Annotated in this window: 14 protein-coding genes; all 14 read left to right on the top strand. The window is 56.4% G+C overall.

Annotation, left to right across the window (positions count from 1 at the left end):
* Positions 1-20 precede the first annotated feature (20 nt).
* The 14 genes from NZD89_RS10100 (at position 21) to NZD89_RS10165 (ending at position 14249) form a co-directional block, all read left to right on the top strand.
* Positions 21-905 (top strand): acetaldehyde dehydrogenase (acetylating), encoded by an 885-nt coding sequence (locus tag NZD89_RS10100; RefSeq protein ID WP_268007586.1) that lies wholly within the window; start codon positions 21-23, stop codon positions 903-905.
* 16 nt (positions 906-921) lie between these two features.
* Complete coding sequence (gene dmpG, locus NZD89_RS10105; RefSeq protein ID WP_268007587.1) at positions 922-1932, top strand: 4-hydroxy-2-oxovalerate aldolase; 1011 nt, start codon at positions 922-924, stop codon at positions 1930-1932.
* Positions 1933-1947: 15 nt separating this feature from the next.
* The gene (locus tag NZD89_RS10110; protein ID WP_268007588.1) at positions 1948-2721 is read left to right on the top strand and encodes a 2-keto-4-pentenoate hydratase; all 774 of its coding nucleotides are present in this window, start codon (positions 1948-1950) and stop codon (positions 2719-2721) included.
* Positions 2722-2747: 26 nt separating this feature from the next.
* Positions 2748-2942 carry a 4-oxalocrotonate tautomerase gene (locus NZD89_RS10115; protein WP_268007589.1) on the top strand — a complete coding sequence of 65 codons (195 nt, stop codon included), beginning with the start codon at positions 2748-2750 and terminating at the stop codon, positions 2940-2942.
* Positions 2943-2965: 23 nt separating this feature from the next.
* Positions 2966-3904, top strand: a complete 939-nt coding sequence (locus NZD89_RS10120; protein ID WP_268007590.1) for an amidohydrolase family protein — start codon at positions 2966-2968, stop codon at positions 3902-3904.
* 223 nt (positions 3905-4127) lie between these two features.
* Positions 4128-6149, top strand: a complete 2022-nt coding sequence (locus NZD89_RS10125) for a DUF8725 domain-containing protein (RefSeq protein ID WP_268007591.1) — start codon at positions 4128-4130, stop codon at positions 6147-6149.
* Positions 6146-7075 carry an ABC transporter ATP-binding protein gene (locus tag NZD89_RS10130; RefSeq protein WP_268007592.1) on the top strand — a complete coding sequence of 310 codons (930 nt, stop codon included), beginning with the start codon at positions 6146-6148 and terminating at the stop codon, positions 7073-7075. Before NZD89_RS10125 ends, NZD89_RS10130 begins: the two co-directional genes overlap by 4 nt.
* Positions 7076-7915, top strand: coding sequence for an ABC transporter permease (locus NZD89_RS10135; RefSeq protein WP_268007593.1), 840 nt, complete (start codon positions 7076-7078; stop codon positions 7913-7915).
* Positions 7916-8022: 107 nt separating this feature from the next.
* On the top strand, positions 8023-9117 hold the full coding sequence (locus NZD89_RS10140; protein ID WP_268007594.1) for a sodium:calcium antiporter: 1095 nt from the start codon (positions 8023-8025) through the stop codon (positions 9115-9117).
* A gap of 126 nt (positions 9118-9243) precedes the next feature.
* Entirely contained in the window at positions 9244-9561 is a 318-nt protein-coding gene (gene trxA, locus NZD89_RS10145; RefSeq protein ID WP_268007595.1) for a thioredoxin, read from the top strand.
* A gap of 493 nt (positions 9562-10054) precedes the next feature.
* The gene (locus NZD89_RS10150) at positions 10055-10831 is read left to right on the top strand and encodes an IclR family transcriptional regulator (RefSeq protein ID WP_268007596.1); all 777 of its coding nucleotides are present in this window, start codon (positions 10055-10057) and stop codon (positions 10829-10831) included.
* 90 nt (positions 10832-10921) lie between these two features.
* Entirely contained in the window at positions 10922-11782 is an 861-nt protein-coding gene (locus NZD89_RS10155; protein ID WP_268007598.1) for a 3-hydroxyacyl-CoA dehydrogenase, read from the top strand.
* A 71-nt stretch (positions 11783-11853) separates the two neighbouring features.
* Positions 11854-13011 carry an acyl-CoA dehydrogenase family protein gene (locus tag NZD89_RS10160; RefSeq protein ID WP_268007600.1) on the top strand — a complete coding sequence of 386 codons (1158 nt, stop codon included), beginning with the start codon at positions 11854-11856 and terminating at the stop codon, positions 13009-13011.
* Between the two features lie 44 nt (positions 13012-13055).
* The gene (locus tag NZD89_RS10165; protein ID WP_268007601.1) at positions 13056-14249 is read left to right on the top strand and encodes a thiolase family protein; all 1194 of its coding nucleotides are present in this window, start codon (positions 13056-13058) and stop codon (positions 14247-14249) included.
* Positions 14250-14619 lie beyond the last annotated feature (370 nt).

Here is a 14619-nt window from a genome sequence, read left to right on the forward strand (position 1 = left end):
CGGATATGGGGGGAAACTTGATGGCGAAGTTGAAAGCGATGATTGTCGGTTCGGGAAATATCGGTACCGACTTAATGATCAAGTTGAAGCGGAGTAACTGGATTGAGCCGGCGTGGATGATCGGCATCGATCCCGCGTCAGATGGATTGAAGAGGGCGAAGGCGGCGGGTCTTGAGGTGTCTGCCGAGGGGCTGCACGCGGTGTTGGAAGCCGGCGCTCGACCAGATGTCGTATTCGATGCCACCAGTGCCAAGGCACACGTGAGACACGCGAAGCTGCTTCGCGAGGCCGGTATCCAGGCTATCGACTTAACGCCGGCGGCTCGCGGGCCATACGTCATAGCCGCCGTCAATCTCGAGGAGCATCTCGAGTCGAAAAACGTCAACATGGTGACCTGTGGTGGTCAGGCTACAGTCCCGATTGTGCACGCGGTCAGCCGCGTCGTCGGCGTCAGCTATGGCGAGATTGTCGCAACCATCGCTAGCAAAAGTGCTGGCCCGGGCACGCGTCAGAACATCGACGAGTTTACGGAGACGACCTCGCGGGCGATTGAGTCCATCGGCGGTGCAAAAAAGGGTAAGGCTATCATCATTTTGAATCCCGCAGACCCGCCCATCCTCATGCGCGATACGATTTATTGCCTGATGGAGGACAGCGGCCCGGCCATTTATCAGAAAGTGGAGGAGTCCATTCACCAGATGGTCGCGCATGTGCAGACGTACGTGCCAGGTTACCGATTGAATCGGGATCCGATTTTTAAAGACAACATGGTAAGCGTCTCTATCGAAGTAGAGGGTCTCGGGGACTATCTGCCAGTCTACGCTGGAAATCTCGACATCATGACCGCTGCGGCGGTGAAGTTTAGTGAAGAGTACGCAAAACATCAATCGCCTGTGCACAAGTGAGGAAGGATGGTCGTAAATGAAATACAAAATATCGCTCACTGACGTCACCTTGCGTGACGGGATGCATGCGGTCAGACATCAGTTCAGCGTGGATGACGCGTCGGCGATTGCGGGCGCACTCGATGGAACAGGCGTTGCGCTGATAGAGGCAACACATGGCGATGGACTTGGTGGCAGCTCGGTTCAGTATGGATTTTCCAAGGAGACCGAGGAGGATTATTTGCGGGCGGTCTGTGACACCGTGAAGTCCGCGCGCGTGGCTGCATTGCTGCTGCCGGGCATCGGCACGATATCGGAACTGAAAAAGGCGGTCGAATGGGGGATTCGGGCTGTTCGGGTCGCGACGCATTCGACGGAAGCCGACATCGCGGAGCAACACATCGGCGAGGCGCGAAAGCTCGGTTTAGACACGGTGGGCTTTCTGATGATGTCTCACATGACGCCGGTTGAAACGCTCGTCGAAGAGGCCAAGAAGATGGAGTCTTACGGAGCACATTGCGTCTATATCGTCGACTCTGCAGGCGCCATGCTCATGGACGAGGTTCGAGCAAAGGTCTCGGCGTTGCGCAATGCTTTGTCGGCAGAGGTAGAAGTAGGTTTCCACGCGCACAACAATTTGGGCGTTTCCGTGGCCAACTCCATCGCCGCTGTCGAGGAAGGGGCGTATCGCATCGACGCGAGTCTAGCAGGACTTGGTGCGGGTGCAGGGAATACGCCGCTAGAAGTCTTTGTGGCGGCGTGTGAGAAGCACGGTATCGATACTGGCGTCCAATTGTACCCGGTAATGGACGCGGCTGAAGAGGTGGTCCGTCCGAGGATGCACCGTCCAATCGTCACCGATAAAATTAGTCTCACACTGGGATATGCGGGCGTCTATTCCAGTTTCCTGCTTCATGCCTTCCGAGCGGCGGAACAGTTCCAGGTCGACCCGCGCGATGTGCTCGTCGAACTCGGTCGGCGAAAGGTTGTCGGCGGGCAGGAGGACATGATTGTCGACGTGGCGTGCGAGCTTTCCAAACAGGCTTAATGGGAGTTGTGGACTGTGACCTTAGAGGCGATTGCAAACGAATTGTATGACCATCAAACATCCGCAGAGGAACTCGAGAAGCTCACGCTTCGATACGACGGCCTCAGCGTGGAGGATGCGTATCAAATCCAGGCACTCCTCATGGAGCGGTACATGCGCGGAAACGACCGACTGATCGGCTGGAAAATGGGTCTGACGAGCAAAGCAAAACAGCAGTCGGTGGGCGTGGACGAGGCCATTTACGGGCACCTGTTGAAATCGATGGAATTGGATAGCCCCGAGGTATCTCTACAGGGGCTCATTCATCCGCGAGTGGAGCCGGAACTTGCGTTTGTGTTGAAGCGCCCGCTGGAGGGGCCGGATGTGACGCCTCGCGACGTGTGGCTCGCGACGGAGTGCATCATGCCTGCCATCGAGGTCATCGACAGCCGATACAAAAATTTCTCGTTCACACTGGTCGATGTGGTTGCAGATAACGCATCCAGTGCCAAATTCTATGTTGGGCCACAGGCATTTTCCCCATACCAATTCCAATGGGAGAACGTTGGTGTGGTGATGAAGCAAAACGGCGTAGTGGTGCAGACTGGCGCAGGTGCAGCGGTGCTTGGTCACCCGGTTCATTCCGTCGTGGAACAAGTGCGCATGTTGAGTCGAGTCGGCAAACGGATTGAGGCGGGAATGCTGGTGCTCACCGGAGGCATCACGGAGGCCATTCACATCTACGAAGGGGACTCCGTCTGTGTCGAGTTTGACGGTATCGGTGAGTTGAATTTGTCCGTGCGCGCCTAACGGTGCTAGAGAGGGGGAGAAGTGGGATGCCGCTGATTCAGATGAGCATCATCGAAGGAAGGCCGCCTGAGCTGAAAAAGGAATTGATTCGGGAAGTGACAGATGCCGTCGTGCGCACCCTGGGTGCCAAACCGGAGGCGGTTCGCGTAATCCTTTACGAGGTGCCGCCCGAGCACTGGGGCGTTGGCGGGGTGTCGAAGGCGGATGAACACCATTCGTAAGCAGACGGGAGAGGGGCCTTACCATGTTTGATGTCCACTCGCATTTTGTGCCGAGACGCGTCTTGGAGTGGCTTGAGTTGAACCAGGCACGGGTGCCGATGACGCTTGATGAACGAGTTCCAGGAAAAGATCCATTTCTGACCGTCAATGGCAAATGGAGCTTCGAGCTCAAGCGAACGTTTTTCGATCCCGCCGCCTACCTAGCGGAACAATCGGACGCGGGCATCACACATACGCTGGTCTCACCTATTCCGCAACTCTTTCTGTACGATTTCCCCGCGGACATCACGACCGCCGCGAGCGAACTGTACAACGGCGAACTCGCGGACTGGGTTCAGTCAAACGGGGAACGACTTTCTGGTTTGGGGACCATCCCGTTGAATGCGCCAGAACAGGCTGCGCAAACGCTGAGGGCCGCGCTCGACTTGGGGCTCAAAGGGGTCATTATCGGCCCCGGCCATCAGGGAATACCGCTCAGTGACGAGCGATTTCGTCCAGTCTGGGAAGCGGCCGACGACGCAGGCGCCATTGTGTTTATCCATCCACTGTTAAACGATGACCCGCGGATTCAGCGCTTGATGATGCCAAATTTAATCGGCGTTCCATGGGAGACGACAATTTGTGCACTCGATCTCATCTTGGGTGGTGTGTTAGATAAATACCCAAACGTAAAAGTTCTACTTGCGCACGGCGGTGGATTTCTTCCCTACCAAGTAGGCCGTCTTACCCAGGGTTACTCGGTTTGGCCTGCTATTCGAAATGCGATTCAGGCACCTCCCGCTGAATACTTGCGCCGCATGTGGTATGACAGTGTGCTCTGGGACGAGCGGTCACTCGATTACCTACAGAGCGTAGTGGGGGTGGAACGGGTTTTGCCGGGATCGGATTACCCGTTTGATTTGCGCGTTTGGCCACCGATGCTCACGAATGAGGACGCGGTACGCTCGTTCTTGAACATCTGATCCGCATATCATCCACGCTTAGGATTTGACAGGAAAACAATACCGGTGACGAAGCGTCACAGGGTTCATCTCCCCGGGGGCAAACCACAGTCAGGTACACGGACTGTGGTTTGCCCCTATTGATCATGTTTGTCGAGTTTCCCCGAACGAGCGGAACGATTACAATGAAATGAGAATCTTTGACCGACGCAAAACAGCAAAGCCCAAGTGAAGGGAAGATGGCATGAGAGCTCGAACGAGGCAACATGGACATCGGGGGAATCGACTACGGGCACGCCGGGTTCGTAATTCATGGTTCTCTGGTCTGCTCCTCTTGTGTACCGCGGCCTTCACGTCAGTGCTGCCAACCACGACGTTCGCCGCAACGGTGGACAAGCCTACGATGTACATGAGCGCATCTGCGGGATATGGCGGTTACTATATAAAGGAAGATTGGGTTCCGGTTGCGGTGACCATTCATCACGTGGGTCCTGCCCAAAACGCGACGCTCACCGTACACGTGAACGATGCGCTCGTCGGTGGTCGGCGCCTTGGTGGGTCCCTCAAATGGAACGTACGACTGCCGGCAAACGGCTGGACGACGACAGAAATTGACGTCCCCGGAGTCGTGCTCAGCGAGGGGGCATCGGTTACGTGTTCGGCAGGGGGCGTTCCGCTCTACACTTCTGCGCTCAGCGGGAACTCTGTGACGAACGTGGCGTTGGTCGCCGTGTTGGCCACGAGCAGTCAGGCGACGCAGTTTTTGGCGGGATCGAGTACAAGTGCCAACCCTGTGTTGGCCGTCGCGTTAAATCCGTCACTCGTACCGACGTCGGTCAATCTATTGGATGGACTGACAGCCGTCGTCACCTCGCTCGATACCCTGTCGAGGCTCAGCACGGCACAGCAGGAGGCCGTGCAGAACTGGGTAAAGCTGGGCGGCCTCTTGGTGATATCCGGAACGGACGAGGCGCCGGCGATGTGGCGGGCGAGCGTCCCGTTGGAGCCGGGCTCGGAAAAATCTGCACAGGGCAGTTTTCTGTCCCAATTTGCGAACAGCGCTGGCCTTGCCAACCGGATCGCGATTCGAGTTGGTGGCGTGGACGCGACAGCGCGGCTGTGGGCCGGGACGAACCAGGCACCCATGCTGGCGAGCGAGAGTTTGGGGAGAGGTCAAATTTGGCAAACTGCCTTCTCGCCCATGGATCCGAATTTGCTCGGGTGGTCGGGGAATCCGTTGATGTGGACGGCCATCTTCAAACATGGCGTGGAGGGAGCGGACTCCGCCCTTGCCCCACTGTTTAGTAGCGATGGCGCAGAGAGTTTGGCGTCGGTCGGAGATGCCCTAGCTCCGCTGCGAGTTCCGTCTTTGCCTGTGTTTGCGGTGGTGTTTGCACTGTATCTAGTCGTCATCGGGCCGGTGCTCTTCCTCGTCTTACGGCGATTCCGACGGGCGCATTGGGCTTGGGGGCTCCTGCCGGTCTTCAGTGGTATCACGACCATCGGTATCTATCTCTTCGGCGGGACCGAGCGGCCGAGCGGGCTGTTGATGGATGGGGTCGGCGTGCTCGATCTCAGCGGCGACGGCCGGGCCGAGTCCTACGGCGTGGAGGCGTTCATGTCCCCTTATCCGGGCGGGCTCGACTTTTCTCTGCCGAGCCAGACGCTCGCGGTGCCGATGTCGGTGAAGGAGACGTTACCGGCGAGTGATGCGGTCGTGGGCTATACAAACCAGGCCACCAACGTTCAGTTCCGAAATGTCGGCCGTTGGCGCGTGCGTTACGTATATGCGGCACATCTAGACGAGAACAGCGGCCAGTTTGTCATGAACTTGAGCAGCGCCTATGGGCTGCTGTTTGGAACCGTCACGAATGACACCCCGTATGTTGTCGATCACGCCGCTATCGTCTGGCAAAGCCACATGTACCATCTCGGTACGATGAAACCGGGGCAAGTCGTCGAGTTGAATCCGACCGCGGCGACCGTGACAACGCAGTGGATCTCTGACTACGGAACGTACAATCGCGATTTGACGCACGGCATCGGCCGCTCGCTTGGAGCCTATTTGACGCAGTTCTCCTCGAGTTCAACCACCGCTTCGCAAGATGCCGACGCACCGACGGCGATGCTGATTGCAACGACTGACAAACGCACTTCCAGCTTGCCGGCACCAGCCAAGTCTCAGGATGTCAGCAGTGACAAGACGTTGGTCCTCGTGCGTCAATACGCCGATGTCAGCCCAGGCATAGGAGGGCCGTTGCCGTGATTCTCACACAGAACCTAGTGAAAAAGTATGGAAAAATGGTCGCAGTCAACGAGATCAATCTCTCTGTGGAACGTGGAACGGTCTTCGGGCTGGTGGGTGAGAACGGGGCCGGGAAGACGTCTGCACTCTCGATGCTTGCGACCTTGTCGACGCCGACGTACGGATATGCCTACATCAACGGCTATGAGGTGTCGCGGAATCCGCGCGAGGTCCGTCGGTCGATAGGGTATATGCCAGACTCCTTTGGCGTGTACGACGATCTCACCGTGATGGAATATCTCCGCTTTTTCGCCGATTGCTACGACGTCGACAAGCGTTTGATTCGCCCTCGCGCCGAGGAATTGATTGAGCGCGTGAGACTCACGGACAAGCGCGATACCTACGTGAACGCCTTGTCGAGAGGGATGCAACAGCGGTTGGAAATTGCGCGGTGTCTCATGCACGACCCGGAAGTGCTCATCTTGGACGAGCCATCGTCGGGCCTGGACCCGAGATCGCGTATCGAAATGAGGGCCGTGTTGCAAGGGCTGCGGGACACAGGCAAGACCATTCTCATCAGCACGCACATTCTCCACGAGTTGGCCGAAGTGGCGGACGAGATAGGGATCTTGCGCAGCGGAGAGCTGGTTGCAGTCGCCGCAATCCAGGTCATGCTCCAGCACTCCAATGCCTATCGGACCATTGTCCTGTGCGCCCGCGACGAGGGAAACGCGTTGGAGCGAGTGCTGCAAGCGGATAAACAGGTCTTGCGGATCGAAGAGGGACGCGAGGGGCTTGAGGTGTTGTACGCCGGCACGCATTCACAGCAGGCAGAGTTGCTGACAAAGCTCGTGGAAGCGGGCGTGCGTCTGACACAATTTACGGAAAAGCCAACGGACATCGAGGATTTGTTCTTGCGGCTTTCCGCAGTGCAGGAGGGTCAGTAGATGCGGGCAAATCCACTACTCGCAAAGGAATTTCGGCAGCGGATGCGCACGATGCGGACGCCGGTCATCATTACGGGATACGTGTTGTGCATGGTCGTTCTCACGTTTTTCTTGCTGTACGAAAACGTGCAGGGCCAATTATACCTCGTCCAGCCGACGAAGAGTCAACAGGTATTTGTGATATTGAGCCTGCTCCAGATGGTGGTGGTTGCGTTTCTCACGCCGGCGTTTGCGGCGGGATCGGTGAGTGGTGAACGCGAGCGAAAGACGCTCGCAGTCCTACTCACGACCCCGGTGTCTCCAATTGGCATCCTGATTGGAAAAGTGCTTTCGTCGAGCGCTTTATTGGTGCTGTTGGTGGTCGTGACGCTCCCTGTGTACAGTCTCGTGTTTCTGTACGGCGGTGCTGTACCGCAGGAAGTGCTGGCAGTCCTTGCGTTCCAGTTGTTCACGATAGTCATCATCGCGACCTTGTGTGTACTCTTTTCGACCATCGCGCTTCGCTCGACCTGGAGCACCGTGCTGTGTTACGGAACCGTCTCTGTCATGATGGTCGTATTCGCGGCTATCGGGTATGGACTCAAGATGATGTACCAGCAGAACCCGATTGAACTGTTCAGTCTCCACTGGGCGAACTTTGTATTGGCGCTCAATCCCCTTTACGTAGAGGCCGCGCTCGAGGGCGCCGTGCAGGGGACGGCGCGCGATTGGGCGACATTTGCGTGGTTTTATGTGCTCGTCATCATGATTCTCTTGGTACCGAGTCTATGGCGGCTGCGTCCTCAATGGTTTGTGCGGCTTCCTGGCGGGAAAAGCCGGACGGAAAAGCAATACCAATAGCGGCGGTCAGCCAACACAAAGCTGTGACGCCGCACAGGCTTGTCATATTCCAGGTAGGATGTGCGTACGGTCTATGGACGGGCGTGCTTTTGTCTGGAGGGATGCAAGTGATTTGGGCGGTGCAAATGATCTTCTCCTTGGCCATGATTCTGTTTGGTGCGGAGTTGTTTACAAACGCCGTTGAATGGCTCGGTCGCAAACTCGGCTTGGGTCAGGGCGCTATCGGAAGCGTACTGGCCGCCGTGGGCACTGCCTTGCCAGAGACCGCCGTACCGGTGACCGCCATCCTCTTTGGCCGATCGCACGAGGCACAGCAGGTCGGGATTGGCGGCATTCTCGGTGCTCCGTTTCTGCTCGCCACCTTGGGATCTCTGGTGATGGCTGTGGCCCTCCTCTCGTTTCGGGCAAAATCCACTGGGTATATATTGCACGTCGGTCACTCTTCCTACCGGCGTGATAACCTCTGCTTTCTCGTCGCTTATGCGCTGGCCATGGTCGCTGGTCTCGTACCCACGCACGCCGTTCACCAAGTGGTCCCGTTCCTCCTGATTCTTGTCTACCTGGCGTTTATTGTGATGACCGTCTGCGACAAGTCGGATAGGCTGGAGGAGGACGAGCTAAGACCGCTCTACATCCAGCCCAAATCGACCATCCCCAGCATCACACTCGTGTTTGTTCAATTGTTTTTCGCGTTAGCCCTGATTGTCGGCGGTGCGCATACATTGACCGGCGGCGTGGAGCGAATCGCAGTGCGCGTGGGCCTTCCTACGTTCGTCTTGTCTGCACTGATCATTCCGCTGGCCACAGAGCTCCCGGAAACGCTCAACAGCGTCGTGTGGATCCGACAGGGAAAAGACAGCCTGGCGGCGGGAAACATCACGGGCGCGATGGTCTTCCAGAGTACGCTTGTGCCCGCACTTGGCATTTGGATGACTCCTTGGAACTTCACAGGTGATGCTTTACTCACGGCTTTCCTCACGCTGATGGCGGCGCTCTTCACGTTTGCCATGTCTCGGCTACATGGCCGTGTCACACCGTGGATGCTACTCGTGGCGTCGTCGCTCTACTGGGTCTTGCCGATGCAGACGATGGCCAGTCGGTATGGTCTGCATCGATTCTACTGGTTGTTCGGCGTCGTCATTGGGTCAAGCCTATTGCTCGCGTTCATTTCTGATAGACGGGCAAACAAACTCCGATATTAGTCACAGTTCTTTCATAGAGGGAACCGCCGAATTTCGCGGGCGAATTCTTTATGTGGGAAATATATGATCTCGAGGGTGTTGTGGTACAATAAGCCCCGTGGTCATTTCGAGAAGGGAGCGAGCATATTGGCAACGCAAAAAGTAACGGATGCCGACTTCGCGTCGTTTATTCAATCTGATAAACCGGTCCTCGTGGACTTCTGGGCTACGTGGTGCGGACCTTGCAAAATGATGGCGCCCGTGCTCGAAGAAGTGTCTGACGAGTACGCTGACAAGCTTGTCGTCGGTAAGTTGGACGTGGATGAGAACCCACAGACAGCCGGTCAATTCGGAATCATGAGCATTCCGACCTTGCTCCTATTCAAGGACGGACAGGTGGTTAAACAACTGATCGGTTATAAGCCGAAGGACGACTTGCTCGCACAGTTGAGCGACGTCATTTAAGCGAAGCCGCGTACACCACGCCTGTCGTGGGCACAGACGGGGGCGCAATCCACCACGCCGTGGTCAAAGGCGCCCCTTTGTCATTGTGAAATGGCTCATCCCCTCAATCCCTCGCTCTGTTTTTTCTCCACATCGACAAAGTGTAAATTCTCTTGCGCAGATAAAGCCTGTTAAAACTTCTGATAGCCCCCTTTTTTGAAATAGAAGGAATGTTTTTGCCATTCCGGTGACCCGTGTACGATTCAAACCTCCGACATCCGCAACGTATTCCTCAGTGTCCAGCACCAGAGCTGTCGCAACACCTTGGTTGTGGGAAACCCAGTGGATCACCAGGTGCCCGAAGCAGGTGTTATCGCCTTCGCGACAACCTCTCATCGAATATTGACAGCGCTTTCAACTGCTCGCTAAAATTGACGTAGAGTTCATATTTTTAACATTGTTTCATATATGAAACTAAGGGCAGCCATCCGTTTTGAAGGAACGAGGTGAATTCATGGATTACTATGTTCCGTCTGTCGCGCTCTCTGCCCGCATGTTGAAGTTGTTGAGCCGTTACAAGTATCGAGCATGTTCGCTCACGCAGATTTCGGAACTGACGGGCGCCAACAAGACGACTTGTTTGCGCGTGTTGCGAACCTTGGAGGCGGAGGACTTGATTAAGTACGACGCACAGACCAAGCAGTACAGCCTCGGGCAGTATTTAATTCCGCTTGGTTACCGCGCCTTGCAGTTGAACGATTCGGTGTCGCTTGCGACAGCGGAACTCCGTTCCGTCGCGAGCGCCACAGGCCTGACGACCGTGCTCATCGAGCGCCTGCGCGATGATCACCTGATTTATATCGCATCTGAAGAGCCGGTGGGGGAAGTGCACATATCTGTCTCCATCGGTCAGCAATTTCCGATTATCGGCGCGGGTTTTGGCCGGTGCTTCCTCGCCTATGACGACGAGTCCCTGTGGCCTCGATGGATCGAACAGGGCCTCGTCGAGTACACGCCGCACTCCATCACGGATTCACAGCTGTTCGTGAGTACCCTGCGGGAAATTCGCCGCACGGGATATCACGTGTCTCATGGCGGGCTCATGCAAGGGGTGTCGTCCGTCGCGGCGCCTATTTTTGGCAAGCAGGGGAAGGTTGAATGGGTCATGGCCTGTTTGGCGACCACATCCGAACTTCAGGCAGAAAGGGCAGAGTCGGTGGCCCGTAAGCTGGTCAACAAGACACAGGCGCTGTCTGAGTGGAACGGGTATCACACAGGCGAATCGATGTGAGTTCAGCGTGACTGCACCGCATGTTGGTGAGAAGTAGGCTGTGTGACTCATTTGGGGTTCACGAATTCCACAAAGAAGGCGGAGGATACGATGCGTGTTGACAGAATTGCCGTGATCGGCGCCGGAACCATGGGCAGAGGTATCGCTTATACCGCGATACTCGCCGGATTTCAAGTCGCCTTACACGACATTGACAGCAAACAATTGACGCGCGCTACCGAGGATATGAATCGATTGATGGAGAGAAGAATTGAGCTCCAAGAGATGACCCCTGACGACCGGGGCGCCGTGATGGCCCGACTTCGGACTACCACAGATTTAAAAGTGGCGGTGGGGGACGCCGACGTGGTGATTGAAGCCGTCCTCGAGAGAATGGAAGTAAAGGTCGACGTGTTCGCGCAGCTCGACGCGCTGTGTCCACCTCATACAATTTTCGCAACGAATACCTCGACGATGAGTCCGACGGAAATTGGCGCCGCTACGACACGCCCGCGACAAACGATTGCCATGCACTTTTTCAATCCGGTACACAGGATGAAACTGGTTGAAATCGTGCGGGGACTTGATACGGATGACGACACCTTTGAAACCGCCAAACGCCTTGCCACGAGGATGGGAAAGGAGTCGGTTGAGGTCAATGAGTTCCCTGGGTTTGTGACCAGCCGAATTAGTTGCCTAGTTGGAAACGAGGCGATGAAGATGCTTCAGGAAGGTGTCGCCTCTGCACAAGACATCGACAAGGCTATTCAGTTGGGGCTGAATTACCCGATGGGACCGCTTGCGCTGGCAGATTTGGTGGGCCTCGATTCACGGCTGCGGAATATGCAGTATCTGCATCAAAAGTTGGGAGAGACGTACCGCCCGGCACCTATTCTTGAGAAATATGTAAAAGCAGGGCGGTTGGGGAGAAAAACGGGTAGGGGATTTTTCGATTACGCTTCGAAGTCGTAAACCAGTTGACCCACATGCGAACGAATTCGGCTGGGCGAAGGAACTATCTAAGCTTTGAGGGGGCATCGAGGTTGGATTTTCGGTTGTCACAAGATATCGTAAGAATGAAGGAGACCGTCAGACAGTTTGTCGAAAACGAAGTAGAACCTTTGGCGATGAGGATAGAAGAGGAAGATGATGTGCCGCAAGCGCTACTCGACAAGTCCAAGGCACTTGGGTTGTTCGGCCTGAGCATTCCGGAAGAATACGGCGGTATGGGTGTGAACATGGTCGGGAAATGCGCGCTCTACGAGGAACTTGGCAAAACTATCAACGGATATACCACCATTCTTGGGGCACACAACGGAATCGGGTCGGTCGGCCTCGTCGAACTCTCGAACGAGGAGCAAAAGATGCGGTACCTGCCGAGGATGGCCAGCGGCGAGTGGATTGGCGCGTTTGCGCTGACGGAGCCGCAGGCGGGATCGAATGCCGCGAACCTGCGGACGACGGCCGTGAAAAAGGGCGACAGGTACGTCTTGAATGGTCAGAAAATTTACATTACAAACGCACCCATCGCACACGTGTTCACAGTGATGGCTGTGACCGATTCGGCGCTGGGAGCAAAGGGCATCACGTCCTTCATCGTCGAGCGGGACTTCCCTGGTTTTCAAGTGGGGAGCATTGAGAAGAAGATGGGCTTACATGGATCGCACACGGCGCAGCTGTACTTTGAGGATGTCGAGGTGCCTGAAGAAAATGTCCTTGGGACCGCGGGTGCTGGGTATGTAAACGCTTTAAAAATTCTGGCGAACGGGCGAGCGGGATTGGCCGCGCGCTGCTTAGGGTCCTGTCAGTACCTGCTCGAAAAATCGGTCGCGTATGCGATGGAGCGAGAGCAATTTGGAAAGCCCATCTTTGAGCAACAGATCATCCAGCACTACCTGGCTGAAATGGCGCTGGAAATCGAGACGCTGCGCTCGATGACCTACCGCGTGGCGTGGATGTGCGACGAGGGACACAGCGTGATCAAGGAGGCCGCCATGCTGAAACTGTACGGTTCGGAGGTGTACAACCGGATTGCCGACAAAGCGGTTCAAATCCATGGAGGCGTCGGTTATATCGCGGAGTATCCCATCGAGCGATTTTACCGGGACGCACGCATCACCCGAATCTACGAGGGCACATCGGAAATTCAAAAGAATATCATCGCGGCACAACTGAAAAAGGAATATGCGGCGCGCGCTTAGCTTCGGGATCTGACAAGGGTTGAACATGAGGGGAGAGGTTGTGCATGGAGCAGGTTTGGCTTGTCGAATATGTTCGGACGCCCATCGGGCGCCAAGGTGGGGTGCTTAAGCGCATCCGCCCGGACGATCTCGCCGCCCACGTCATCCAATCCGTCGTCGCGCGAAGCGGCGTGAGTCCGGATGAGATTGACGAAGTCATTATGGGGTGCGTCAATCAGGCCGGCGAGGACAATCGGAATGTCGCGCGGATGGCCACACTGCTTGCCGGCTTGCCAGAGCATGTACCCGGTATCACCGTCAATCGCCTGTGTGCGTCCGGGCTCGACGCGGTGAATCAAGCGGCGCGAGCGATTGCCCTTGGCGAAATCCAGATGGCCGTCGCAGGTGGCGTCGAGAGCATGACCCGCGCGCCGCTCGTCCTCCAGAAACCTGAGGTCGAATACGTCCGGGGAAATCAAACCTTGTGGGACACGGCACTCGGGTGGCGAATGATGAATCCCAACTTTCCGTACCCGTTCGAGAGCATGGGTGAAACCGCGGAGAACGTCGCGCAACAGTACGGAATAGACCGCAATGACCAAGACCTCTTTGCGCTCGCCAGTCAACGCAAGACCGCAAAGGCGCAGGCGCAAGGGGTGTTTCAAGAGGAAATCGCGCCAATTGTCGTTCGCGGACAGACGGGTGAATACGCGATTGACACCGATGAGCACCCACGGCCCGACGTGAGCGCAGAATCGCTGGCCAAGTTGCGACCTGTGTTCCGCGAAGGGGGAACGGTTACCGCTGGGAACTCTTCTGGAATCAACGACGGAGCTGCAGCACTCCTCCTCGTCTCCGAGACGAAGGGGCGGGAATTGGGCCTCTTACCCATGGCGCGCTACGTCGTGAGTGCGTCCGCTGGCGTAAGCCCGCGGACGATGGGGCTGGGCCCCATCCCAGCCACACAGAAGGCGCTGCGACTCGCGGGACTGTCCATCGCGGACGTCGACGTCTTTGAACTCAACGAAGCGTTCGCGGCGCAGTCGCTCGCCTGTATCCGTGAACTGGGCATCCCGATGGATCGCGTGAACCCAAACGGAGGGGCCATCGCGCTCGGGCATCCGCTGGGCTGTTCTGGCGCCAGACTGATTGGCACGCTCGCACGTCAATTACAGCGAACGCGTAGCCGGTACGGGGTCGCTACGCTGTGCGTCGGAGTGGGTCAAGGGGTCGCCACAGTCATCGAACACGTCGAATGAGGCCGTATTGAGCAATGGGCCGGGAACAGGCGCGGGTATACGTTCTGAACCGCAGGCGGGGCCGCATTTCCCGCTGGAAGCGACGTCAACCATCTCAGCGGTGCAGTGGATATGGTCACGAAAAAACAAAGTTGAACACTCAAAAGCCTTGGTGGGCAGCATGTGCTATCAGACACCCATTTCGACTCCAAAATTAAAGTTGTATACCAAGGGGTTTCCGCTTTGTGGGGGGGCAGGAAAATAAAGTCGTAACTGATTCATGTCCGTGTAGGACTTCAAAGCCAGGCGAGCTTCAGTATTTTTTTACTGTTTGTAACATGTTTATGCATCTTTCGAGTGCCCATCTTGTTCAGTTAAGGCACCCGTTAAC

Source organism: Alicyclobacillus fastidiosus (assembly GCF_026651875.1).
GTDB lineage: Bacteria > Bacillota > Bacilli > Alicyclobacillales > Alicyclobacillaceae > Alicyclobacillus > Alicyclobacillus fastidiosus.

Coding starts and splice junctions, on each gene's coding strand:
- NZD89_RS10100 (WP_268007586.1), top strand. CDS start 21: ATGGCGAAGTTGAAAGCGATGATTGTCGGTTCGGGAAATATCGGTACC.
- dmpG (WP_268007587.1), top strand. CDS start 922: ATGAAATACAAAATATCGCTCACTGACGTCACCTTGCGTGACGGGATG.
- NZD89_RS10115 (WP_268007589.1), top strand. CDS start 2,748: ATGCCGCTGATTCAGATGAGCATCATCGAAGGAAGGCCGCCTGAGCTG.
- NZD89_RS10120 (WP_268007590.1), top strand. CDS start 2,966: ATGTTTGATGTCCACTCGCATTTTGTGCCGAGACGCGTCTTGGAGTGG.
- NZD89_RS10125 (WP_268007591.1), top strand. CDS start 4,128: ATGAGAGCTCGAACGAGGCAACATGGACATCGGGGGAATCGACTACGG.
- NZD89_RS10135 (WP_268007593.1), top strand. CDS start 7,076: ATGCGGGCAAATCCACTACTCGCAAAGGAATTTCGGCAGCGGATGCGC.
- NZD89_RS10150 (WP_268007596.1), top strand. CDS start 10,055: ATGGATTACTATGTTCCGTCTGTCGCGCTCTCTGCCCGCATGTTGAAG.
- NZD89_RS10155 (WP_268007598.1), top strand. CDS start 10,922: ATGCGTGTTGACAGAATTGCCGTGATCGGCGCCGGAACCATGGGCAGA.
- NZD89_RS10165 (WP_268007601.1), top strand. CDS start 13,056: ATGGAGCAGGTTTGGCTTGTCGAATATGTTCGGACGCCCATCGGGCGC.